Genomic DNA, 25,074 nt, shown 5'->3' on the forward strand with positions numbered 1-25,074 from the left:
GAGAGGATATACAGAGCCCCTAAGACTCATTTAATTACCAGTTTGAAATGAATACAGCTGAATCAATATTCAGCGATAAAAACAAGCGAATTCAACAGGCTTTTTCTCGAGTACGATGCCAAAAAGCTGACATCAACTAAACAACAAGAATGTATGCCCGCACTATCAATAGTGGATAGTTGACAACTGGGCATAGCAAACGTAGAGAGTAAATTATGTTAAATCCTTTTGATATTGTAATTTTTGGGGGCGGTGGTGATCTTGCATTACGCAAATTATTACCTGCAATGTATCGCGCATATCAAGAAGGCAACCTTCCACAAGGTTCGCGTATTTTACCGACGGTTCGTGAAGAAAGTAAACGTGCGGAATACATAGAAACAGCTCATCAAGCGCTAAAAGAATTTTTAGGTAAAGGTGAGTTTAATGCCAAAGATTGGAAAGCTTTTTCAGCGTGTTTGGTGCCAGTAGTCACGAATGTAACCGAAGCAGACGATGATTGGGATAAACTAAAAACAATACTAGATGAGCACGATGCAGACAAATCTCGGGTGTTCTATTTATCACTTCCACCTGCGGTATATGGTAGCTGCTGTGAAATACTGTCTAGCAAAGGTCTGATCACTGCTACATCACGTGTCGTTGTTGAAAAACCAATTGGTTATTGCGGTAATTCAGCAGAAGAGATCAATGCAAAAATTGCTGAATACTTTAGCGAAGAGCAAATCTTCCGTATTGATCATTACTTAGGTAAAGAAACGGTACAAAACTTAATGGCACTGCGTTTTTCAAATTCATTATTTGAAAATATGTGGGATGCTAAATCAATCGATAATATTCAAATCAGCTTATCTGAAACTGTTGGCCTTGAAAGCCGTGCTGGTTTTTATGATAAAGCCGGTGCTTTACGTGACATGGTGCAAAACCATTTATTACAATTGTTATGTTTAGTCGCGATGGAATCACCAAATAAACTTAATGCAAACAGCATCCGCACCGAAAAGCTGAAAGTATTAGAATCATTGCGCCCACTTGTTGCAACGGATGTAGATGACAACATCATTCGTGGTCAATATGTACCCGGTGATTTGGATGGCAAAATTGTCCCTGGTTACTTAGAAGAGTTAAATGAAGGTTCAAGTAAAACAGAAACATTTGTTGCTATTCGAGCGCATATTGATAACTGGCGTTGGGCGGGCGTGCCATTTTACCTTCGTACAGGTAAACGTATGGCAAAACGTTGTGCCGAAATTGTCGTTGAATACAAAAAAGTATCACACAATGTTTATGGTGATAATGTTGGCAATATTGAACCAAACCGTTTGGTTATACGCCTTCAGCCTGAAGAGACAATTCAATTAACCTTGATGTCAAAGCGTCTTGATAATTTAGAGATGCAATTAGAGCCGGTAACCATGAACATTGAGCTATCGCAAGCTTATAGCAATGGTTTCCATTCAGATGCGTACAAGCGCTTGATGTTAGATGCAGCTGCAAATAATCCATCCCTGTTTATTCATCGTGATGAAGTACGTCAAGCTTGGAAATGGATTGACCCAATTATCGAGCGCTGGCAAGAAAAAGGTAAGCCTGCTTTATACCGTGCTGGTAGCTGGGGGCCTGATGATGCTGATGAACTATTAGCTGAAAATAACCATGTTTGGTTTAACACTGGCGATAAGGCATAACAATGGCAACCATCGTAGAGAAATTTTTTGATTCAAAAGATGCATTAACCGCTGAGTTATCTACAACACTTGAACAAAGTTTAGTCAACGGTATTGAAGCTGATGGCCGTGCCGTACTGATGGTATCAGGTGGTTCATCACCTGCACCCGCTTATAAGCACTTATCTAATCTAGCATTAGATTGGGCAAAGATAGATGTTGCTATGGTTGATGAACGTTGGGTTGATGCAGCACATGAAAAAAGTAATGAAGCGTTTATTAAGAGCACGTTATTACAAAATCATGGGGCGGCAGCTAACTTCATTACTATGAAAAACAATGCCGAGACTGCCCAACAGGGTAGTGCAGAATGTGAAGCTGCGTACCAACAACTGAAACGTCCATTTGATGTAACTATATTAGGCATGGGACCGGATGGTCATACCGCTTCATTATTTCCACATGCGGGCGGTTTACAGCAAGGGCTTGAAACATCACAATTGGTATGTGCAATTAATGCTATAGAAAGTGAAGTAACAGGGAATATTACCGAACGTATGACGTTAACTTTAGCAGCGATTGCGCAGTCTAAAGTGGTTAAGTTACTGATCAGTGGAGAAGAAAAGCTTGCTGTATATAAAGCAGCAAAAGCCGGTGGAGATGAAAACGACATGCCACTACGTGCAGTTTTAAATCACCCAACAATAAATATTGAAGTTTATTGGGCTCCGTAACGACCCCAATCGACCCAAACTTTAAAATGCAGGCTATAAAGCCTGCATTTTTGTTTCTCTTCTAAATTTATCTGTATCGCACTTGCAAGATCTTTATTATTTTCGCTTATTTATTTTTATCGAAAACAACAGTTATACAATCGTGTTAAGTTACTGACCATTTATAGCTTCGCTAGAATGGTTAAATATTTAAGTTGATTGGTATTATATAACGCCCGGCAATTATTAAGTTTGGAGCGTAATGTGATCTATCTGCCAGTGACTTATCTTCACTAAATAACAAGCCTCACAAATAGTGTGAGTTAACTAGTTGTTTGTTGAAATGTGGCTACTTATGCCTACTTTATTAAAAACATGAGTATCTTAGTGGTTTAAAAAACTTCACTAACTACATTAAAAATTATCCATATAGAACAATTATATGAGTAATTTTCACGGTTCCTATAGCTCTCTAAAATTTTCAATGAAAAGGGTAGGCTATTGGGGGGAAATAAAGGTAGACATTAATAGCGTAACTCTTTAAAATACAAAAATGACAACGCTGTCATTGGTGTTGATAACTATTAATAAATTCCCCTTGATAAATTATTTGCCCTAATTTATCTACAATATTAATGTGAAAAGGTGTGTTTTTTTCATCCAGCTAAAGTTATATTCTTATCAGCAAATAAGCGAAATATCATTTCTGTATAGTTAAAGTGGAACGTTTTTTTTACACTAAGACTTATCTAAAATCATAAAATTACCTAAAACAGTGCATTTGGTTTTCTGTTTTTGAACTTAACCATGCTATATTCCCGCCGTAAAACTGTAACAATTTATAAACTCTATTTTTTTAATCTATTAATATTCAATTGGTTAGTATTTTTATAGCTATTTTTTTGCACAAAACGGCTAAAAAGATGTAGCACAAATGTAATTTAGAGTGTATGGTTTGTTACTAGATGACAACGCTGTCATCATCACTGGGCAGAAGTGATAAATAAAACCAACAAAATGATTCAAGGGGAATCCTGTGTTAGCTAAAAATTTTAAAAAAAGCTTATTAGCAGTAAATATCGGTCTTGTAATGAGTGCCGGATTCACTGGTGCTGTTTATGCAGCTGACGAAGTAAAAGTTCAAGAAGACGTAGAAGTCATTGAAGTACGTGGTATTCGTCGCTCTTTAGAGGCATCAATCAATACTAAACGGTTTGCTGATGGCGTTGTAGATGCTGTATCAGCAGAGGATATTGGCAAGTTTCCAGATAGTGATGTAGGTGAAGCTTTAGGTCGTATTCCTGGTGTTGCAGTTAATCGCCAGTTTGGTCAAGGGCAGCAAGTTTCTATCCGTGGCGCATCTAATCAACTAACGTTGACTACATTAAATGGTCAAAATGTTGCTTCTACAGGTTGGTATGACCAACAAGCAATTGACCGTAGCTTTAATTACACACTTTTACCACCACAGATGATTTCTGAAATTAAAGTATATAAATCTTCTCAAGCAGATTTACTTGAAGGTGGTGTTGGTGGTTCGGTTGATGTTATTACTCGTAAACCACTGGATCTAGATTCTGGCACTGCATTTATTTCAGCTGAGGGCACATATTCAACGGCTTCTAGCGAAACAGATCCTGCAATTTCAGGCCTCTACAGCTGGAAAAATGATGAAGAAACATTTGGTGTTCTTGCCGCTGTTGCATGGGAAGATACAACATATGTGCGCCGTGGTAATGAAGCATCTTACGCATGGGCAGGTGCAGAGTCTGCTAACTATTTTGAGCAAAATCGTGAGCGTACTGCAGTAGATTTTACAGCTCAATATTCACCTACAGATAATATGAGCTTCGCTCTACATTATATGAATTTAGACTTAAGTGCAGATAATAATAACAACAGTCTTTTTGTCTTCTCTAATACTGATAGTTGCTCACAATTTAACGATGCCGGTGCATGTTTAGTCCGTGAAACAAATGCAGCTAATCCAGCTGGACAAACGTTCTTGCAAACATTCGCTCGTTTTGCATCAATGAATTCAGAAACAATCGATTTATCGTTTGATTACGTTAGCGATAATTTTAAACTTGAAACACAAATAGGCACAACTAAAGCTGAAGGTGGTACTGATTTAACTCTTAATCATGCTGCTTTTATCGGCTTTCCAGAAGATGTTTACGGTACAATTGATGCAACTGGTGAATATACAGATATTGATATTGCTGTGAATGGTTGGAATGAAAATGACATTGATACAGTATGGGCGGATAGAGGTCTTCAAGAGTGGGCAACACAAATTGCGCCAAATGAGGATAAAGAGACATACTTTCAAACTGATTTAACTTTGATGCTGGATAGTGATTTCATTACCAGCGTTAAAACAGGTGTTCGTTGGTCTAACCATGAAGTAACAAGAGAATCTTTGCGAGCAGCACAAGGTGCACACGTTAGCGTTGATCCTTTGCAATACTGGAGTGGTACAGATACTGCTGGTATGCAAGATTTAACAATTCCACTACCAAATATTAACGCGATGAAAGCGAATGGCTTAGCGGCTGTTCAAAACTGGTATGAAGACCGTTCTGGCTTTGGTACTGTTGAAGAGGAAAACCTTTCAGTATATGTAATGGCAAATTTTTCCGGTGAAGCCTATCGCGGTAACTTTGGTGTGCGCTATGTATCAACATATGCGGAGTCAGATTTTTATGCACCAGATCCAACTTTTGTTGACCCAAATGGGATTGCGCAAAATAACGGCCTAAGCTCAACAATCGACACAGACCAAGGTCATTATAGTGAACTTTTACCAAGTTTTAACTTAGCATATGATATAAATCAAGATACTATTTTACGTTTCTCTATTGCGCAAGTTATCTCTCGTCCAAACTATTCAGATATGTTTGCATCGCAATCGTTAGCAGGTTATGGCGATACACAGTTAGGTAATCAGTCGGTTACAAAAGGAAGCCCTTCACTTAGCCCGTTTAAGGCAACTCAGGCTGATATTGGTTTTGAATATTACTATGGTGACTCTAACTTAGTTGCAGTTACTGCTTTTTATAAAGATGTTAGTAACTTCACTACGTCTGAGACATTACGTAACCAAAAAATTGGCATTACAGACCCCGTTTGTAAATGTGATGATTGGACCGTGAACACACAAGTAGACGGTGATGGTGGCGAAATTGCAGGGGTTGAGTTCCAAATTCAACATGCGTTAGCAGGTGGCTTCGGAACCATGTTTAACTATACCTTCGCTGACAGTTCTGCCGATCCGGATAATTTCTCTGATGGCATTGATGTTTTCACTGATAGTTCAGAGCATACAGTTAACGCAGTCGGCTATTATGAGAATGATGACGTTTCTGTACGTCTAGCTTACAATTGGCGTTCAGAGTATATGATCCGTGAAACAGGCTTTTATGGAAACCGCTGGCACGATGATTTTGGTACACTTGATTTAACAGCAAGTTATAATTTAACTGAAAACTTCACATTGCGTTTTGCTGCTACAAACTTACTTGAAGAAGATAGCATTCAATACGCTGCAGCAGATGCAGATAACGAAGCAACTAAAATTTCACTTAAAGATGGCTATCCAGCTTGGTCTTACCAAGGTGAAGCTACTTATGCAATTGGTGTAGATTTCCGCTTCTAAATTAAGATTAAGATATATAATTAAGCCCCGTTTTCGGGGCTTTTTTGTGAGAATACTATGAATAAAAAAAACATAAGGGATATCGTCATTTTAGGTGGGGGGACAGCAGGTTGGCTTACTGCAAACCATATTGCATCTCACTATAAAGAAAGCATAGCAGCAGGTAACCTTTCAGTAAAATTAATTGACTCACCGGATGTAGCGACAATTGGTGTGGGTGAAGGTACAGTGCCAGTAATAAGAGAAACACTCAAAAGTTTTGGGATTTCAGAAACTCAACTATTAGTGCAATGCGATGCAACATTTAAACAAAGTATCAAGTTTGTCGATTGGACTTATAATCCCTCAGAAAAACCCAATAATTTCTACCATCATCTATTTGAATACCCACATTTAGGGAATGATTCAATAAATGCATTTTGGCTGCAGAATAAAGATATATGTCCTGATCATTATGCTTCCTGCGTATCAATACAGCATGACATATGTGAAGCAAATTTAGCCCCTAAAAATATTCAAATTCCAGAATATGGTGGTATTGTTAATTATGCATATCACTTAGATGCAAGTAAATTTACAGAGCTACTAAAAGAAAATGCGATTAATAATTTAGCTGTTAAACATACTCATGCCCATGTGTCTAACGTAAAGCTCTCATCTGATGGTTATATTTGTGAGTTAGAGCTGTTAAATGAGGGCGTGGTTAGTGGTGACTTATTTGTTGATTGTAGTGGCTTTGAAGGAAAGTTAATAAAGAAAACACTTAATGGCTCATTTGTAGATAAATCAGATGTTTTATTATGCGATACCGCACTTGCAATACAAGTTCCTTATGGAGAACACGAAAAAATTATTAAACCTTATACTGTCGCACATGCGAAAAAGGCTGGGTGGATTTGGGATATAGGTTTAACTACAAGAAGAGGGGTTGGTTTAGTTTATTCTAGTAATCATATAAATGAAGAAAGCGCTTATAAAGAACTAGCAAAGTACCTAGGTAAAGAGCCTGTTAATGCGCGCAAAATACCTATGCAAACTGGGTATCAAAAAGAGCCGTGGTTGAAGAATTGTGTTTCAATTGGCTTATCTCAAGGGTTTGTTGAACCGCTTGAGGCAACCGGGCTACTTGTTTTTGATATGACAGCAAAAATATTAGCAACGAAGCTACCAATTAATTTTAATGAGATGCAAAATATTGCCAAAGATTATAACCAGCAAGTAGGTGCAATTTGGGAAAATATTATTGATTTTATAAAACTACATTATTGCATTTCAAAACGTGATGATACGCAATTTTGGCTTGATAATCGTGATGAAGCAAATATTCCTGATGGCCTTTTACAAAAACTAAAGTATTGGCATACCCATATTCCTAGTCAGTTTGATTTTGAACGTACGACAGACCTTTTTAAGCTCGAGAATTACTTATACGTAATGTATGGTATGGATTTTGAGATTGATAGAAATGCAATCTCGCAGAGGTATCCAAGTTTAAGCTCAGCGACAGCTCATATCAGTAAAATACAACAGGCAAGTATATTAGCAATGAAGAGCTTACAGGGGCAAAGAGATTTACTCATTAAGATTAAACTGCATGGTTTAGGGAAAATATAAATCTAAGTAATATTATTATCAAACGAGATAAAGGAAGTAATTGTTAGGCGGCCTTTTGCTATTTCATTATTTAGTTTACATTGCGATGGAATAATCGCTGAGTGTAGTACATTACCTGGGTATATGAATAGTCTAGAAGGCTTAGCTTTACAATATGCTATTAGCTCATAATACTCATTATCTTTATCAATATAGCCATTTAACTTAGCTTGAAGAGCTTCTTCTTTTGCTGTTTGATTAAAGCTTTCCTCTGTTTCAAGATTAATTCTTTCAAGGTTTGTTTTTCTGTGTGAAAACAAACCTGTGCCACCAAACTCTTCACCACATAAGTAGTGCACTATAGCTAGTTGGTTGTTCTTGGTTCCATCATAATGAGGGATTTTTTGTAATTGCGATAATTCTTCACTGGGTGTTTGAGCAATCGCATAATTTGAATTTAAAGATTCAATTTTAGAACCTTCTAAATTAAAGTGATTGACTATTTTTGGTAATATACTTTCAATGAAGGTGAAATATTGAGGTGTTACTCTTGACCAAATTCCTGGATAATAATTTAGTGCTTTGATCCAGTCACCTTTATAAAAGCTTGCACTCTTTTTCCAGAGTTCACAGTCTTCATCAGGTAGGTCAATAATAGCATATGGATTGTTTCCTACTTTAGTCTTTTCAAGCCGGATATTCAAAAAGTAAAGCCTCGATTAATTGATGGAAACACACCATATTTAAGTTAAATATGATTCAGTTTGATTAGGCCACTAAAAGGCACTTTTCTTCGATTACAAATTACTACCCATAAGTTAAGAAAAACTTAATTCGGTATATGCATTAGTATTTGGATGCCGTCTAATTCTATATTTTTTTTCTTGTAGTTTAAAGTAACTTGTCTGACAGCTTCCTAAAGATAGCTACATTAAGCTTCTTATGTTTAAAATCATATGATAACTGCAAATTGCAACAAACATTTCACTTCCATTTTTGTAGCAAAACCTTTAGCCTTAGGGTACTAACAGCAAAAATATAAACTTATTAATAACGGAGCAGTAACATGGCGGAGCAACAAGTACAGCCTTTACACAATGAAAAGCATGCCAACACTAAAATTCAAAACGGCATCAATGTAGAATTTTTAAAAACTCAACACTTAGTGCCTGTCGTTGCACATGAGTTCGCGCGTGTAGCAAATGAGTTTCCAATGTCTTTCGTAAAAAATAACGAGACTGGTCAATTTCAAGCTGTAGCTATGTTTGGTTTAGAGCCTGGCGAAAACCTTTTTGTAAAAGACGGTAAGTGGACTGCAGCGTTTGCTCCTATGGCAACAACACGCTACCCACTGGGTCTAGTTAAACACCCACAAGAAGATCAATACGGTATTGTGATTGACGAAGCAAGCCCATTAGTGGGTGAAACTGAAGGAAATGCATTATTTGAAAACGGTGAAGAGACAGATTACTTAAAACGTCGTAAAGAAGCACTTGTATCATTTATTGAGTTTTCTCATGTAACTGAAGCATTCACAAAATATCTTGCTGATAAAGAGCTTTTAGTAGCGCAAACACTAACAGTTGATATTAAAGGCGAGAAAAAAGACATCAATGGTATTTACCTTATTGATGAGAAAAAACTTAACGAGTTAAGCGACGAAGACTTTTTAGAGCTTCGTAAGCGTGGTTATTTAGCGCCTATTTTCTCTTTCTTAACGTCTACGCATCAAGTAGCACGTTTAGCTCGTTTGAAAGCGCAACAAGCGTAATTTAAACGAAATATTAAAAAGCGCCTTTGGGCGCTTTTTTTATGTCTTTTATCTGGTTAGGGTTGTAATTTAGCGCCAATTTATTCACATTGGTTATACTTATTTCCAACACAAGCTACCTGTATGAACAAGTCACTTTTTAGCGCTTTAGTTAGTGCGTGCTTTATAACGTTTAGCCCATTAGCCATAAGCGCTAGTGCACCTTTCGCTATCGCTATTCACGGTGGGGCGGGCACGATTGAAAAAAGCCGTTTTACTCCAGAGCAACAACAAGCTTATCGCTCTAAACTCAAAGAGGCGGTAGAAACTGGCTATAAAGTACTTGAGCAAGGTGGCGAAAGCCTAGATGCAGTAACCGCTGCAATCAATGTATTAGAAAACTCGCCATACTTTAATGCCGGTCGAGGTGCGGTATATACCTATGACGGCGGCCATGAATTAGATGCGTCAATTATGGATGGTCGTGATCGTCAAGCGGGCGCTGTTGCGGGTGTTAAACATATTGAAAATCCGATTAATTTAGCGCGCTTGGTGATGGAAGAATCGGTTCATGTGATGCTCAGTGGTCAAGGTGCTGAAGAGTTTGCCAAAGAGCAGGGCGTTCCATTGGTCGAAAATAACTTATTCGATACGGATAACCGTTATAAAGCGTTATTAAAAGCAAAAGAAAAACTAGATAAAGCCAAAGCTACCAGTAAAGATTATCAAGCTGCGCATCAGGCGTTACCCCTCAATTATAAAATGGGCACTGTGGGTGCTGTCGCACTTGATAAAAACGGTAACTTGGCGGCAGGTACTTCAACGGGCGGGATGACTGCAAAGCGTTTTGGTCGCATTGGTGATGCCCCTGTAATTGGTGCTGGTACATTTGCTGAAAATGCGTCATGTGCGGTATCTGCCACTGGCCACGGCGAGTATTTCATTCGTTATAATGTCGCGGCTGATATTTGCGCACGAGTTAAATATCAAAGTAAGACTATTACACAAGCGGGTGATGAAGTGATTAATAGTGTGCTAAAGCCGATTGGTGGTACTGGAGGAGTGATCATAGTTGATAGCAAAGGTAATATCAGCTTACCGTTTAATACCAGTGGTATGTATCGGGCCAGCAAATCAAATACGCAAGCGACCTATGTGGCAATTTTTAAAGACGAATAATACGATTATGTAAATGTACTACAGCCAGTAAACTATGCTGGCTGTATGTTAGTATTGAGGCGTTTTTTTTCATAATCGCTTTTGATTATTTCAAGTGCTTTGAGCACATCATCAGCGGCAACGTCATGTTGTTCAAGCAGCATTATTAAGTCTACGGCTAATTTTACGTGTGTAGGTGCTTGGGTTAACTCTTTACTCATGTCCGGCCTTTTTTTTCGCTATTTGGCTGATTGCAACATCAATGGCAATATTTACTCGTTCCTCCATATGAGAGCGTTCAACGTGTGGTAAGTAAAACTCCATATCTACATCATAGCGAATGTATCGGGCAGGTAGTTGGTTTAGTACAGTACAGCAAAAATCAGCCATTACGTCTTCACTATATTGCTTTTCAAGTTGTCGTTTAATGATTTCTTCAATCATAATTTTTTCATAGTAATTGTGTATGTCGTCATGTAATCGCACTGTGTTATCTACCTTAGTAGTATTAAGCTGTTTTTAGTTTATACCAAGTGCGGGTATAAATCGACAATCGCTTGAAAAAGCAGCTTATGAACCTCAACTAACTTTTGTGTATCTCGCTGATAACCGCCACCGAGCGCGCACATTAAAGGAATTGAGTGCTGTTTGCAGGTTGCTAAAACCAGCGAATCGCGTTGATATACACCCTCTAAACTAACATCAAAATAGCCTAATTCGTCTTGGCTACAAATATCAGCTCCGGCGTTATATAAAATAATATCAGGCTGATGAAGACGGATACAAAAAGCCAAGGCATTAGCGACTGTTTTTAAATATTCATTATCGCTGCAGCCAGTGTTGAGTTAGAAATCATAATCAGAATGCTGCTTTAAACGTGGAAAGTTTTGCTGACAATGAATCGAACAGCTAATCACTCCATCAAGAGAGCCACAAATTTCGGCTGTGCCATCACCTTGGTGTACATCACAATCAAAAATCAGCACCGTTGATGCTTGCTCAGTGTTAATGAGGTGAGCGGCGGCAACCACGAGGTCGTTGAAAATACAAAAACCACTGCCGTAAGCATTATAAGCATGATGATATCCGCCGCTGAGATTTACCGCCAGCTGCGTTGTTAAAGCGTATTCAGCGGCTTGAATACTTGCACCAACAGAAAATAAAGTGCGCTCTACCAGTTGATTTGACCATGGGAAACCCATTTTCTTTATTTCTTTGTCAGTTAACTGCCCGCTAATAAAGCGTTCAACATACTCATGGCTGTGGCAAAGCTGGAGCTGTTCATTAGTCGCTTTATTTGGGCTAATAAAGTCAGTAAAACCAAGCTCTGCAATTTCTTGTTTTAGCAATTTATATTTAGCGATTGGAAAACGATGGCGTACAGGCAGTTCAAGCGCAGAGTATAGTGGATGATAAAAAACAGTCATAGCTAGCGTAATTGTTGTTTTTCAACTATTTGAATTTTTTCTTCGGTGGCAGATATTGCCTTACGGCAGCGACCAAGGCGGCCATGAAGAGCAAGGATCTCTAAATTAATGGCTTTTGCTTTTACAGGACCCACATTTTGCATTCTTAGCTTACATTCTTCAACCATTAGCACTAAGCGACGCTCGAACTCATGATTTTGTTTGAGTTCGTCATATAGCTCATGGGCGGGTTGCATAATTTGTTTTACAGCTTGTTGGTAAGGTGCCGATTTATTATAGGTTTTACTACGGGGTTTGTAAGTGCTTTTGTTTTCTTTTTCCCAAATAGGGGTTGATTTAATGACGTTAAATACGGCTTGCACCTGATTACCGATACGCTCTAAAGCATAATTATGAGCATGGCGACGCTCCAGTGGTGGAAGGCTATTAACTTCATCTTCAATTTCTAACACATAATCAACTAATTTCATGCTTTTAGTAGTAAACACACCTCGGTCAAATAAACTGGGTTGTGCCTGCATATAGCGGTTTTTAGCAAATAACTTGGCTTTATCAAATTGCTCAGCATGCTGCTTTAAGGTTGCAACTTGTTGGCAAAGCTTATCAAAAGAAGCTGTTCGCATTTTATAAATAAGCCTCGTAAATTAGTTTTAACGCTAAAATTATCACCACAGTATTAAAAACAGGACGAATAAACTTACTGCCAAACCGAATTGCTGAATGAGCTCCAAGCCAGGCTCCAAACATCAAAAAGAAGCCCATTGTGATGCCGAGTAAAAAGTTAACATGACCAAGCGCTACAAAAGTGATCAGTGATACAAAATTTGACACAAAATTCATTGAACGGGCTAAACCACAGTTTAGCAGTAAACTCATTTTATACAGTAAGCTATTTGACGCAGTCCAAAAAGTGCCGGTACCAGGGCCTGCCAAGCCATCAAAAAAGCCTAAGCTTAAGCCTTGCAACCATTGTTTTATTTTTGTTGTTTTGTTCAATGGTGGTAATTGATCATGTTCTACCGTACTTAAACTGCCAAATAAGCTGTAGCAGGCTACCATAATGATAACAATAGGCAGTAGTTTGTTTAAAAATTCAATACTCAGGTAGTCAACAATAAGGGTACCAAGTAAAGCGCCAATGGCGGTTGCTATAATTGACGCTGCCCAAAATTGAGGATTAAATAATTGCTTACGGAAGTAAGTAACACTTGCGGTGAGTGAGCCAAAGCTAGCAGCTAATTTGTTAGTGCCAAGTGTTAAATGGGGCGGCAATCCTGCTGTTAAAAGTGCTGGCACGGTTAACATGCCACCACCACCGGCTATTGCGTCTATAAAGCCTGCGGCAAGTGCCACTGCGCAAAGAAGTGCCCAGGTTGTTGGGTCTAGTGCAAGTTCAAACATTAATAATCTATTTGTCTTTTAAAGGGTGGTAATGTGTCAAGCATGGCTTTGCCATATCGCTTGGTCACTAAACGGCGATCTAGGATTGTAATGCGCCCTTGATCGTTCTCTTTACGCAGCAGTCTACCACAGCTTTGCACTAATTTCTTAGCCGCATCAGGCACCGTGATAGATAAAAACGGATTACCCCCTTTACTTTGTACAAACTCTGCTTGTGCCTCTTCAATGGGTGAGGTGGGTACCGCGAATGGAATTTTAGTGATCACTAAGTTCTCAAGGTATTTACCCGGTAAGTCGAGTCCTTCGGATAAGCTTTGTGTGCCAAATAAAATACTGCCTTTGCCCGCATCTATATTCTTTGTATGTTGCTTTAATAGTGCTTCACGCGACATTTCACCTTGTACTAAAATGTCGAGGTTTTTAGCGCGCAAGGCTTTTACTACATGATCCATTTGCCAGTAAGACGCAAACAACACTAAATTAGCATGTTGTGCATTTAAGTGATCCGGCAATACTTTGGCCAGATGATCACTAAATTCTTTATCGGTCGGCTCGATGTGTGATGTTGGTATGTGCAAAGTGGCCTGATTAGGATAATCAAACGGAGAAGGTACTTTTAAGTATTTTACACCTTCTTCTTTTGTAAGACCGCTTTCGTAAGCAAAATGATCGAATGAACCAAGTGCAGTCAGGGTCGCTGAGCATAAAACAGCACCGGCACATTGTCGCCACAGTTTATCTTTTAAATAGTAGCCAACTTCAATAGGGCAATCGCTGAGTAGATGGTCGTGATGGTTTTTGTATTCTAAACGCTTTATCCAACGCGCATGTGGTGTGCCTTCACCCTTGGTGGCGTAGCTATACCAAAGTTTGTTTAGTTGCTCTAAACGATTAATGTAATGACCGCTTTCGCCTAAAATAGGATCGGCAACATAGGGTTTGATATCACCATCACTGACATCTTGTACTAAGGTATCGTGCATTTTATTTAAGCAGCGCAGAGCATCGAGGGTCGCCTCGCTGATATCTTTGGCTTTAGCGTGTAACGATTCAGGTATTTCACCATGTTCAAATCGGTATGTATCGTCTTTTGAATAGTTAAAATCGGCATTATCCAAAATATCGCGAACAACTTTTAAGTCTTTATTGGCATCATTAATACTGTCACAGAGCTTAAAATTTTGCCCAATGGCTTTTTGACCTACTAATACTTTGGCCATTTTGCCACTAAATTTAGTGAGTTTATCAAGCCAATCAATGGTGCCTTTAATCGTCGCTGCGGCAGATGAAAAGTCACGCGTAATATGAGCAAGATGATGAGCTTCATCAATAACGTAAATACTATTATCTGGCTCGGGCAAAATTTTCCCGCCACCTAAATCAAGATCAGCTAATAATAATGAATGGTTAATCACTAATACATCCATTTGCATCAAGCGTTGACGAGCAAGTTGAAAAGGGCAGGTTTGATGTGCTTTCATTTGTCGTTGACAAGCATGTTTATCGCAAGCAATTAATCCCCAAACGCGATCAGGGATAGTATCTGCCCAGCTGTCTCGATCGCCTTGCCACTTTTTATTGGTGTAAGTATCATAGAGTTGCTGCAAACATTTAGTTTCCATCGCACTCAGTGGCGAAGTAAGGGTGGGCATAAAGTCCATTTGTGTTTGATTGTCACCATTAACCGCATTATGTAGCTTGTGTGCACATAGGTAGCGCTGGCGGCCTTTGACTAAATCAAACTTGAAATCAAGGCCTGAATGTTTTTTAAAAAAGGGGAGTTCTTTACTTATTAATTGCTCTTGAAGGGCTACCGTTGCAGTAGAAATAATTAACTTCTTTTTTTGTGCAAGCGCCAGCGGTAATGCACCTAAACAATAAGCCAGCGATTTACCCGTACCAGTACCAGCTTCAATAACGCAGATCCGCTGTTTTTTGTGGTACTCGCCCGCCAGTGTTTTTGCAATTTCGGCTACTAAGTAATTTTGGCTACTGCGAGGGCGATAATCACTGAGGTTATCGGCCACATGCTTGTGAATTTTTCTTATCGTCGTTTTTAATGCATCAGAAAGCATGGGTCAATAACCTAAAGTATGTATATAATCACAGTGCTGTATATTAATTGGGATCGAACATTGACACAAGCAATCTATCAAGGCTTTATACTTTCTAGGCAACAATATTCTGCTGATAAGTATAGCCGCCATAGTGGGATCACACTGTGCTATTGGCTAAGCTCTGATCATGGTCCGATAAAAGTGTTAGTGCCAAATCAACAAGCGGTATTTTTTATTTTAATAAAACAACGTGCTTTAGCTGCTCAGTTGTTATCAAAGCACAATATCAATGTCGAATTTAAAGACGTTGCGATTAAACACTTTAGTGGCGAACAATGCATCGCTTGCTATTTTTCAAGCTCACAAGCGTTATATCAAGCAAGGCAGCTTTTAGAAAACCAACCCCTAGAAAACCAGATCACAGTATATGAAGGTGATGTACGCCACAGCGATCGCTTTTTAATGGAGCGTTTTATTCGAGGTGGGGTGTGGGTGACAGGCGACGTTACTCAACAAGCTGGCTTTATCCAAATCGACAATGCTCAGCTAAAAGCAGCTGATTCGTATAAACCACGTTTTAAAACGCTGTCAATGGATATTGAGTGCAGTGGTGAAGGCGTGTTGTTTTCAGTTGGTTTAGTAGGAGAGGGCATTGATTGCGTTATTATGGTTGGCGAGCCACAACAGAGTGAACAGACTATTCATTGGTGCCATGATGAAATTGATTTGCTGACTCAATTACAGCAGCTGGTACAACAAGCAGATCCTGACATTATTATTGGTTGGAACGTCATTGAATTTGATTTTAATGTACTTAATCGACGCGCGGATGCCCTTGGCGTTAAATTATTATTGGGTCGAGGTAATGGTCAATTACAGATCAGAGAAGGACACTTTACCCGTTTAACTCTGCCTGGGCGCTGTGTTATCGATGGCATAGATACGCTAAAAAATGCTACTTATCATTTTGATAGTTTCTCACTGGCTAATGTGAGCCATAAAATACTAGGCGAGAAAAAGTTAATCCAAAGCGATAACCGCTTGAGTGAAATTATTCGTCAATATAATGAAGATAAGCTCTCGCTAGCGGCCTATAATCGTCAAGATTGTGTGTTAGTTAATCGTATCTTTGCAAAGTTAAAACTCATTGAATTTGCTATTGTTCGCACGCAGTTAACAGGATTAGAGTTAGAACGAATGGGTGGCTCAGTGGCTGCTTTTACTAACTTATATTTACCGTTATTGCATCGAAGCGGTTATGTTGCACCGAATCTAGGCGATCATGGCTTATCGTTTGAAAGCCCAGGCGGTTTTGTGATGGAGTCAATTCCTGGGCTTTATAAAAATGTTATCGTGTTGGATTTTAAAAGCTTGTATCCATCGATTATGCAAACGTTTTGTATTGATCCGCTTGGGTTAATTCGCGGCTTAGAGGAGCCTGATAACGCGATTGCAGGTTTTAAAGACGCTTTTTTTTCTCGCACTGAGCATCACCTTCCTAATTTAATAAAAAAGTTAGCCTCATCAAGGCAACACGCAAAAAATACTGCTCAGCCCATGCTGTCGCAAGCTATAAAAATCATCATGAACAGTTTATACGGCGTGTTAGGCTCAAAGGGGTGTCGTTTTTACGATCCACGCTTATCAAGCTCTATTACTTTGCGTGGTCATGAAATAATGCAAACCAGCAGACTGTGGATCGAAGAGCTTGGCTATACTGTTATTTATGGTGATACCGATTCAACATTTGTGAGCCTACCAGATGAACTTGATTCAGATAACTGCAAAGAAATTGGCAAGCAATTAGCTAATACTATTAATGAAAAATGGCAGCAAACAATAAAACAGCGCTTTGCGACACAAAGTTATTTAGAAATAGAATTCGAAACACTTTATAGCCCATTTTTTATGCCGACTATCCGTGGCAAAGCCACTGGTTCAAAAAAACGTTATGTTGGCCAGGTACAAGGAGATGATAAAAAAGAATTAATTTTTAAAGGTATGGAAACCGTGCGAAGTGACTGGACAGAATTAGCGCATGAATTTCAAACCGAACTATTTGAAACTTTATTCAGCGACAGTTTTACTGTTGAAATGTTAACCCCTATTATTGAAAGTTACATTACCCGTTTGTATGCTGGGGAATTTGACGACAAACTCGTATACAGAAAAAAACTCGGCCAACACTTGGCTGATTATCAAAAAAATATCCCACCTCAAGTCCAAGCTGTCAAAAAACACCAAGCAACTCACCCTGAATTTGTTATTAATAAAGGCCAAATTGTTGAATATGTATACACTCATGTTGGTGCAGAGCTCTATGCAAACGTGCAGCAAACCCAGACAAGTCAAAAATATGACTATGCAATTTATGTCGAAAAACAACTCAAACCAATCGCACAAATGATCCTTCTTCCCTTGAATAAAGATTTCAATTCGCCCAATAAAGCACAATTACAACTTATTTAAATAGTTCCAAATATCGGTATTGTTAATTTTTTTGTTGCTAAAAAGTGTACTTTTGAAAGTGTTATTAAAATATATTGTTGCTATTTTAATCGTTTTTGTACCGTTTTATTGCATTGTCTGGGTTTTTATGCCGATTAAATTAAATTAATGTGAACAAATGTTGGCATATTGGTTTTTTTTGTTTAGTATCGTGATGCGTTTGCAACATAATTGTTGCGATAGTTTACAAAAGCTAAATAAAAATAATCCACAATATAGTGGTCCAGGGAGAATCAAATGTTAAATAATAAAGTTTCAAAGGCAGTTCGCTTAGCGATCGCTTTTGGTGCAGTGTCAACAGCTGCGTTTTCTGCCAGCTCATTTGCTGCAGAAGAAAAAGATGGCGTTGAAAAAGTTGAACGTATTCAAGTAACAGGTTCTCGCATTAAGCGGACAGATTTAGAGACATCTAGCCCAGTTACTGTAATGACTGCAGAAGAGATTAAACTAAGCGGTTTCACTCGTGTTGAAGATATCTTGAATCAGTTGCCACAAATTGAAGCTGCAGAAAGTTCATTTTTAGCGAATGGCGCAACAGGTACTGCAACAGTAGATTTACGTGGTCTAGGTTCAAACAGAACTTTAGTTTTGATTAACGGCCGAAGAATGCAAGCTGGTAGTATCACATCTCAAGTTGCTGATATAAATCAAATTCCTTCATCACTGATTAAGCGAGTAGATGTTTTAACTGGTGGTGCAGCTGCTGTTTACGGTGCTGATGCTGTTGCTGGTGTTGTTAACTTTGTAATGGATGATCAGTTCGAAGGTATTTCTCTTAACGTAGGTACTTCTGGTTATCAACACAATAATGATAACAAATACATTCAAGGTTTGATGGATGAGAAAGGCTTTGAATACGATACAGGTAGTACAGGTATCGATGGTAAGTCTTACAGCATAGATTTTACTGTTGGTGGTGGATTCGATGGCAGCAAAGGTCACGCTGTAGGTTATGTAACTTACAACCGTCAAACTGAACTGTTACAGGGCTCTCGAGATTATTCATCTTGTGCACTAAATGGCGCGGGTCAATCTTGTGGTGGTTCTGGTACAACTCCAAACCCATTTTTTGATATCTACCCCGTGGTTGATGGTGAAGTTGATTACAAACAAAATTTTTACGGTTACCTAGATCCAAATGGTACAGGTTTTAGAGAGGACGATGGTTATCGTTACAACTATGCTCCAGTTAATCACTTTTTAAGACCAAATGAGCGTTTTACTCTAGGTACTTTCATTGATTATGAAATCAATGAAACTTTCCGTCCATATTTAGAGTTCTCTTTCATGCATAATAGAACAGCAGGTCAGATTGCTGAATCTGGTACGTTCTATAATGAAGAGATTTTATTTGATTACAATAACCCTTTATTATCTGATGCTCAAAAGCAGCAGCTTCAAGGCTTATTCAGTCAAGATGGAACTGATCAATTTGTTGCATACATTGGTAAACGTAATGTAGAAGGTGGCCCTCGTTCAGATAACTTAGAGCATTCGTCATACAGAATACTAACGGGTATGGAAGGTGAACTGAGCGATAACTGGTCATACGATGTTAGCTACAACTACTCTGCAACGACTTCAAGCTCTGTTTACAAAAATGACTTGCTTTCACCGAAAATAGCTCCTCGCGTTGGTGCTGTAGGGACAGAATGTGATGAGGCAGATGGTTGTTTATACTACAACGTATTTGAACTTGGTGGTGTAACACCAGAGCAAGCAGCTCAACTTGCAGGTGTAGGTACTCAAACGGGTCTAGTAACTCAAGTTATTTACAGTGGTTATATTAGTGGTGAGTTTGATTGGACTCTTCCTACGGCATCTCTTCCTATAGGCGCTGTATTTGGTGTTGAGCGTCGTGAACAAGATTACGAACGTGTATCAGACACAGTTTACGAAGAAGGTCAGTTATTAGGTCAAGGTGGACCTTCACCAAGCCTATACGGTGCAATTGACGTGAACGAAGTTTACGGTGAGTTACAAATCCCAGTCTTAGATGAATTAAATGTTTCAGCAGCAGCTCGTTGGTCTGATTATTCAACAACTGGTTCAGATACTACTTACTCAATTGGTGTTGACTATACTCTTGCAGACACATACAAATTTAGAACTAGCTTTGCGAAAGTTGTACGTGCTCCTAACGTAGGTGAGTTATTTGCTGCTCAAAGTATTGGCCTTTGGAGTGGTGCAGACGGTTGTGCTGGTGATCCTACAGCAGCCGATGCAGCTGACAGACCAGCGTACTCAGCAAGCCAATGTGCTAATGCTGGCGTGAATGATTCACAATACGGAAGTATTGGTGAGTCACCTGCAGGACAATATAACCAGCTATCTGGTGGTAACCCAGCACTTCAACCAGAAGAAGGTGAAACGCTTACAATTGGTTTAGTTGCTTCTCCTTTTGAAAACTTTAACTTCTCTGTTGATTACTTCAAAATTGAAATCGAAAAGGTTATTGGTACAGTAGGCGCAGAGCGTATATTAAACAACTGTGCTGAAACTGGTGATGAATTTTTCTGTAATAACATTACTCGTAGTCCATCTGGTAGCCTTTGGTTAGGTCAAGCAGGTTTTGTAACAAACCTAAGTGATAATATTGGTGGTAGAACGTGGGAAGGGATTGATGCTACAGCTGCCTACTCAATGGATCTAGAAAATGCAAGCTTGAAGTTTGACATTAACGGTTACTACAGCATGAAGAAAGAAGTTGAACCTATCTTAGGTGATTCAACCTTAGCTTATGACTGTGCCGGTAATATTAATACAGACTGTTTTGCTTCGCCTAAATGGCGTCATACTGCTAACGTTAATTACATCCGTGATGACTGGCGTGTAGGAGCTAAATGGCGTTACTATGGTGGTATTGACTACGATGGAACAGCAGATGCCTCATTAATTGAAAACGGTGGTATAGGTTCTTATAGTTTTATCGACTTATCTGGTAGTTACTCTATTAACGAACATGTAACGTTTACTGGTGGTATGAATAATATCTTCGATAAAGAACCTCCAATGGTGGGTAATACTATTGCTTCAAATGCAAACACAGTTGCTGGATTTTACGATACATTGGGTCGCTTTATCCACATGAGTGTAAATTTGAAGTTTTAATGGGTTTATAAATCATTAAATTAAAGTTAACAAAAGCCCGATCTATTAGGGCTTTTTTTACGTAATGTAGAGGATAGATTTAATTTTTCGCGATACAAAACACTAACTCAGAAAGTATTAGAGGCACCATAAACGCTTTTGATATCATTACTAAGCAACCTATTGCATAACTTTTTATTGATTTTGTTATAAATTATTGAGTTAGAACTGGTTTTTTACATGGTTATTTTTTTAAAGGAAATCACCTTATAAGCATAAATAAAAGCTTTATTTCTAGATAAAACAATTGGTTATAATGTAACTTTCTTGAATTTATTTGTTCTTTATCTGTAAAACTATTGATTTTCAGGTTAAATAACTGTTGACCTTTGGTCATCTCTAATATTAGTATCGCATTGCTCAATTAGGTACTTAGTGTCATATATTGGCACTTAAGTACTCAATTTCTAGCAATTAAAACTAATAAAATCATATATAAATATGACCCAGGGAGAATCAAATGTTAAATAATAAAGTTTCAAAGGCTGTTCGCTTAGCGATCGCTTTTGGTGCGGCTTCAACCGCTGCGTTTTCAGCAAGCTCGATTGCTGCTGAAGAGGGCGCTGATAAAGTTGAAAGAATTCAAGTGACAGGGTCACGTATTAGTCGCACAGATATGGAAACGTCAGTACCTGTTACTACTTATTCATTAGATGACATTAAAGCTACGGGTGCTCCTACCCTTGAGCAATTTGTACAACAATTACCAATTATTAGTGGTGGTTCATACGGTAGTAACGTTAATAACGGTGGTAATGGTAGCGTAACAATGAACCTAAGGGGTTTAGGTGCGAGTCGTACGCTTGTTCTTTTAAATGGTCGTCGTTTCAGTGGTGACATTTCTATTATTCCAATGGCGGCAGTAGCGAGAGTTGATGTTTTACGCGATGGAGCATCAACAATTTATGGCTCTGATGCAATTGCTGGTGTAGTTAACTTTGTTACAAACAATGATTACTCTGGTGCTGAAATAGAATTCCGCCATCAACAGACGAGTGAAAATGACGGCAAAACGTCTAATATCTCGTTCATTACCGGTGTTGAAACTGATAAAGGGAATATTGTATTCTCAGCAGGTTATGAACAACGTGATGCAATTTATGGTGAAGACCGTGATTGGGCAAGTTGTGTGCGCGCAGAAGATATAACAAAAGAAAATGCAGATGGTAGCGTTGAGGGCAAAGTGGTATGTGCTGGTGGCTCTGCAACAACCTCACCAGCTTCATTCTCTATTCCAGGTATTGTCGGTAAAACCTTTGTTAAAGGCGCGGATGGTAAACCTCGAGCAATAGAAAGTGCTGATCGTTATAACTATGCTGATACTAGTATCATTTATCAACCACTTGAAAAATATAATCTTTTCGGTTCCGCTAATTACGAACTTATCGATAGTGGTTTTTCTACTGTAACATTTGTATCTGAAGCATCATTTACACATCGTGTGAATAAAACCCGTTTGGCACCTGTCGGCACTTTCTGGAGTATGCCTGTTCCTGAAACAAATCCAGGGAATACATTTGGTGAAAAGGTATTTGCTCAACGACGTTTAACAGAATCTGAAGGACGTACTTCTGAATTTTCTATTACTGAATATTTAATTACTACTGGTTTTGAAGGTGAATTTAGCAATGGTTGGTATTGGGACACAAGCTATTCGTTCAATAGCCGCCGTAGAACTGAAGAAATCGGTGGGCGTATTCACCAAGAACGTGCTAATACATTGGTAGATCCAGAATTATGTTCTGCTAATGCAGCTTGTCCGGGAGTATGGGACCCGTTCCAAAAAGACTCTCTAACAAATGATATGAGAGATTGGATTATTGTTCCAATGAGCTCAACAAGTAAAGCAGAAGATACACAATTACAGTTCAATATTGCTGGTGAAACAAGCTTTGAATTACCAGCCGGTACTATTGCTTGGGCAACGGGGTATGAACATTTAACGACTCATTATACATCGTTACCGGACGGTGCGGCTGGTCTTGGGGCAATTTATGGTGTAGCACCAGACGGAACTGATGGCGGTTATACAACTGAATCATTTTATGCTGAGATTAATGTGCCTATTTTAGCTGACTTACCGTTTGCTGAGCGTTTAGATTTTACAGCAGCTGCACGTCGCACTGATGTAAGCTTAATTGATGACGCTGAAGTTACTACTAAGTTTGCTATTGAATGGCGCCCATATTCAGATTTATTAGTTCGCGCTAATTTATCAGAGGGCTTCAGAACACCTGGCGTGAGTACTTTATTTGCACCTCGTGCTAATTCAGCTGAAACTTATACTGATCCATGTATTAAATATGGTTCTAATCCTGATGCAAGCGCTGAACTTAAGGCTAACTGTGCTGCAGATGGTCTACCAGGTGATTGGGCACAACCTAACCAACAGTCTGGCTCTTGGGTAGGTGGTAATCCTGATATTGGTCCTGAGCAATCGGAAAGTAAAAATTTAGGCGTTGTATGGGCTCCAGAGTTTATCGAAGGTTTCAGTGTAGCGCTAGATTATTATGATATTGAAATTACAGATATTATAGGTGAGCTTTCAATCGGTACTATTAGTAATGAATGTTATAATAGTAAAGACTTTTCTTCACCATTATGTGCTCAAATTAAAGGCCCAGTTGCTTATGGTACAGTAGGTGGTCCTCGTCGTGATTCGCAAGGTAGTTTAAGTGGTGTTGAATTATCGACTCAGAACTTAGGTATTTTTAATTCAAGTGGTATAGACTTTGACTTAAAATACGGCCTAGATGTATTAGGTGGTGAGTTGAAGTTTAACTTAAATGGTACTTATGTTCTTGAATTAGATCACAATGAAGCTGAAGGTTTGGAAACAACAGAACTTCTTGGTGGATACGGTGCTGATGTTGCAAACGGTGGACGTGGTGCGTTTAATAAACTTCGTGCTAACTTTAGAACAAACTACTCACAAGGTGATTGGGGTCTTACTCATACCATCCAATATCAAAGTGCTGTAGATGACTATGCTGAGCCAAATGGTGTTTTATCTGACCGTGTAGGTACGGTAGCGTATAATGACATCAATGGTTACTATAATTTTGAGCATTTAACTCTTAGTTTAGGTATCAATAATATCTCTGATAAAGAGCCGCCATATGTAAGTAACGGCGATAACGGTGCACTTATTCGTGTTCATCGTTTGACCGGTCGTGAATACTACTTAAAAGCAACATTCAAGTTTTAACAACTAAATATTGCTAACAAGTAACTAGCCATATGAAATACCTGCTAATTTTAATCTGCAGGTATTTTTTTATCAAAAATTGACGTTTTATTTTCAAGCATTATCTTAATATCGGTTAATAAAAAGAACTAATTGCCACTTCTAATCTTCGATAATTTAACTAAACAAGCAACAGATATGACTAGGTTAGTAGTTTGTTACGATACTAATGGTATATCAACGTGCTTTCCCTTTAATGGCATAATACCAATCTGCCAAATTATGTGATCTAATTAGCACACTGATACTTATCTACTTTTACTAAATTGAACTTAGAAAAATCCAAGCAACTTTTAGCTTTATCACGTAAAGAGCCGAATGCAAGAAAGCGAATACGCCTGCTTGCTGTTTCATTATTCTTTGAGGGTGAAAACAGAACGAATATTGCTAAGCGCCTAAATACAGCGCGCGGCAGTGCCAATAAATGGGTTTCAAACGACCTTAATAATGGCGTTACTGGCTTGAACAACAAACCGATTAAAGGTCGTCCAGTTAAATTAACCTTACAACAACTAAACACACTGTCAGATTATGTAAAACAGTCAGCAAGTTCTTCAGAAGGAGGCAGACTAATGGGGGAAGATATTGCTCAGTATATTTATGACCAGTTCAATGTAAGGTATCACACCGATCATATTTACAAACTGCTCAAGAAGCGTGGGTTTAGCTGGATCACAAGCCGTTCTAAGCACCCAAAGCAGTCAAAAGAAAGCCAAGAGGCTTTTAAAAAAGTTCCAAGTGGAAA

The 25,074-nt window shown here is 38.6% G+C and carries 16 protein-coding genes and 1 pseudogene; 10 read left to right on the plus strand and 7 right to left on the minus strand.

Features of this window, described 5'->3' with window-relative positions; genetic code table 11:
- Positions 1–215: 215 nt before the first annotated feature.
- The 4 genes from zwf to H5158_RS10080 all read left to right on the plus strand — a co-directional run bounded on the left by zwf (position 216) and on the right by H5158_RS10080 (position 7,652).
- Positions 216–1,688 (plus strand): glucose-6-phosphate dehydrogenase, encoded by a 1,473-nt coding sequence (gene zwf / locus H5158_RS10065; RefSeq protein WP_145240983.1) that lies wholly within the window; start codon positions 216–218, stop codon positions 1,686–1,688.
- Positions 1,689–1,690: 2 nt separating this feature from the next.
- Positions 1,691–2,401, plus strand: a complete 711-nt coding sequence (gene pgl / locus H5158_RS10070) for a 6-phosphogluconolactonase (RefSeq protein WP_149982816.1) — start codon at positions 1,691–1,693, stop codon at positions 2,399–2,401.
- 1,015 nt (positions 2,402–3,416) lie between these two features.
- Positions 3,417–6,038, plus strand: a complete 2,622-nt coding sequence (locus H5158_RS10075; protein ID WP_182739951.1) for a TonB-dependent receptor — start codon at positions 3,417–3,419, stop codon at positions 6,036–6,038.
- Between the two features lie 57 nt (positions 6,039–6,095).
- Complete coding sequence (locus H5158_RS10080; protein WP_182718413.1) at positions 6,096–7,652, plus strand: tryptophan halogenase family protein; 1,557 nt, start codon at positions 6,096–6,098, stop codon at positions 7,650–7,652.
- Positions 7,653–7,654: 2 nt separating this feature from the next.
- Here H5158_RS10080 and H5158_RS10085 read toward each other — a convergent pair whose 3' ends face one another.
- Positions 7,655–8,335, minus strand: a complete 681-nt coding sequence (locus H5158_RS10085) for a DUF6445 family protein (RefSeq protein ID WP_182739952.1) — start codon at positions 8,333–8,335, stop codon at positions 7,655–7,657.
- Between the two features lie 362 nt (positions 8,336–8,697).
- Between H5158_RS10085 and H5158_RS10090 the strand changes: the two genes are divergently transcribed.
- Both H5158_RS10090 and H5158_RS10095 read left to right on the plus strand, forming a co-directional pair.
- A complete protein-coding gene (locus tag H5158_RS10090; RefSeq protein WP_145240973.1) occupies positions 8,698–9,402 on the plus strand; it encodes a SapC family protein in 705 nt (234 codons plus the stop codon).
- Positions 9,403–9,525: 123 nt separating this feature from the next.
- Positions 9,526–10,560, plus strand: a complete 1,035-nt coding sequence (locus H5158_RS10095; RefSeq protein WP_182739953.1) for an isoaspartyl peptidase/L-asparaginase family protein — start codon at positions 9,526–9,528, stop codon at positions 10,558–10,560.
- A 32-nt stretch (positions 10,561–10,592) separates the two neighbouring features.
- Here the strand turns inward: H5158_RS10095 and H5158_RS10100 are convergent, their stop codons facing one another.
- From H5158_RS10100 to dinG, 6 genes and pseudogenes are all read right to left on the minus strand, one after another.
- Positions 10,593–10,760, minus strand: coding sequence for a DUF2496 domain-containing protein (locus tag H5158_RS10100; RefSeq protein WP_182718410.1), 168 nt, complete (start codon positions 10,758–10,760; stop codon positions 10,593–10,595).
- Complete coding sequence (locus H5158_RS10105) at positions 10,753–11,025, minus strand: late competence development ComFB family protein (protein ID WP_182739954.1); 273 nt, start codon at positions 11,023–11,025, stop codon at positions 10,753–10,755. The genes H5158_RS10100 and H5158_RS10105 overlap by 8 nt, the downstream gene beginning before the upstream one ends.
- A 38-nt stretch (positions 11,026–11,063) precedes the next feature.
- Positions 11,064–11,966, minus strand: a pseudogene (locus H5158_RS10110) (histone deacetylase).
- A 2-nt stretch (positions 11,967–11,968) separates the two neighbouring features.
- The gene (locus H5158_RS10115; RefSeq protein WP_182718407.1) at positions 11,969–12,589 is read right to left on the minus strand and encodes a primosomal replication protein; all 621 of its coding nucleotides are present in this window, start codon (positions 12,587–12,589) and stop codon (positions 11,969–11,971) included.
- A 1-nt stretch (position 12,590) separates the two neighbouring features.
- A complete protein-coding gene (locus H5158_RS10120) occupies positions 12,591–13,367 on the minus strand; it encodes a TSUP family transporter (protein WP_182718406.1) in 777 nt (258 codons plus the stop codon).
- Entirely contained in the window at positions 13,367–15,442 is a 2,076-nt protein-coding gene (dinG, locus tag H5158_RS10125) for an ATP-dependent DNA helicase DinG (RefSeq protein WP_182739955.1), read from the minus strand. The genes H5158_RS10120 and dinG overlap by 1 nt, the downstream gene beginning before the upstream one ends.
- Positions 15,443–15,502: 60 nt before the next feature.
- Between dinG and H5158_RS10130 the strand changes: the two genes are divergently transcribed.
- The 4 genes from H5158_RS10130 to H5158_RS10145 all read left to right on the plus strand — a co-directional run.
- The gene (locus tag H5158_RS10130; RefSeq protein ID WP_182739956.1) at positions 15,503–17,893 is read left to right on the plus strand and encodes a DNA polymerase II; all 2,391 of its coding nucleotides are present in this window, start codon (positions 15,503–15,505) and stop codon (positions 17,891–17,893) included.
- 276 nt (positions 17,894–18,169) lie between these two features.
- Complete coding sequence (locus H5158_RS10135; RefSeq protein ID WP_182718403.1) at positions 18,170–21,043, plus strand: TonB-dependent receptor domain-containing protein; 2,874 nt, start codon at positions 18,170–18,172, stop codon at positions 21,041–21,043.
- Between the two features lie 499 nt (positions 21,044–21,542).
- Complete coding sequence (locus H5158_RS10140) at positions 21,543–24,290, plus strand: TonB-dependent siderophore receptor (RefSeq protein WP_182718402.1); 2,748 nt, start codon at positions 21,543–21,545, stop codon at positions 24,288–24,290.
- 305 nt (positions 24,291–24,595) lie between these two features.
- On the plus strand, positions 24,596–25,074 hold a 479-nt coding region (locus H5158_RS10145; protein ID WP_182718401.1), incomplete at its 3' end, for a winged helix-turn-helix domain-containing protein.

It is taken from the genome of Pseudoalteromonas sp. SR45-6, from assembly GCF_014163545.1.
In the GTDB taxonomy this organism is placed as follows: Bacteria; Pseudomonadota; Gammaproteobacteria; order Enterobacterales; family Alteromonadaceae; genus Pseudoalteromonas; species Pseudoalteromonas rhizosphaerae.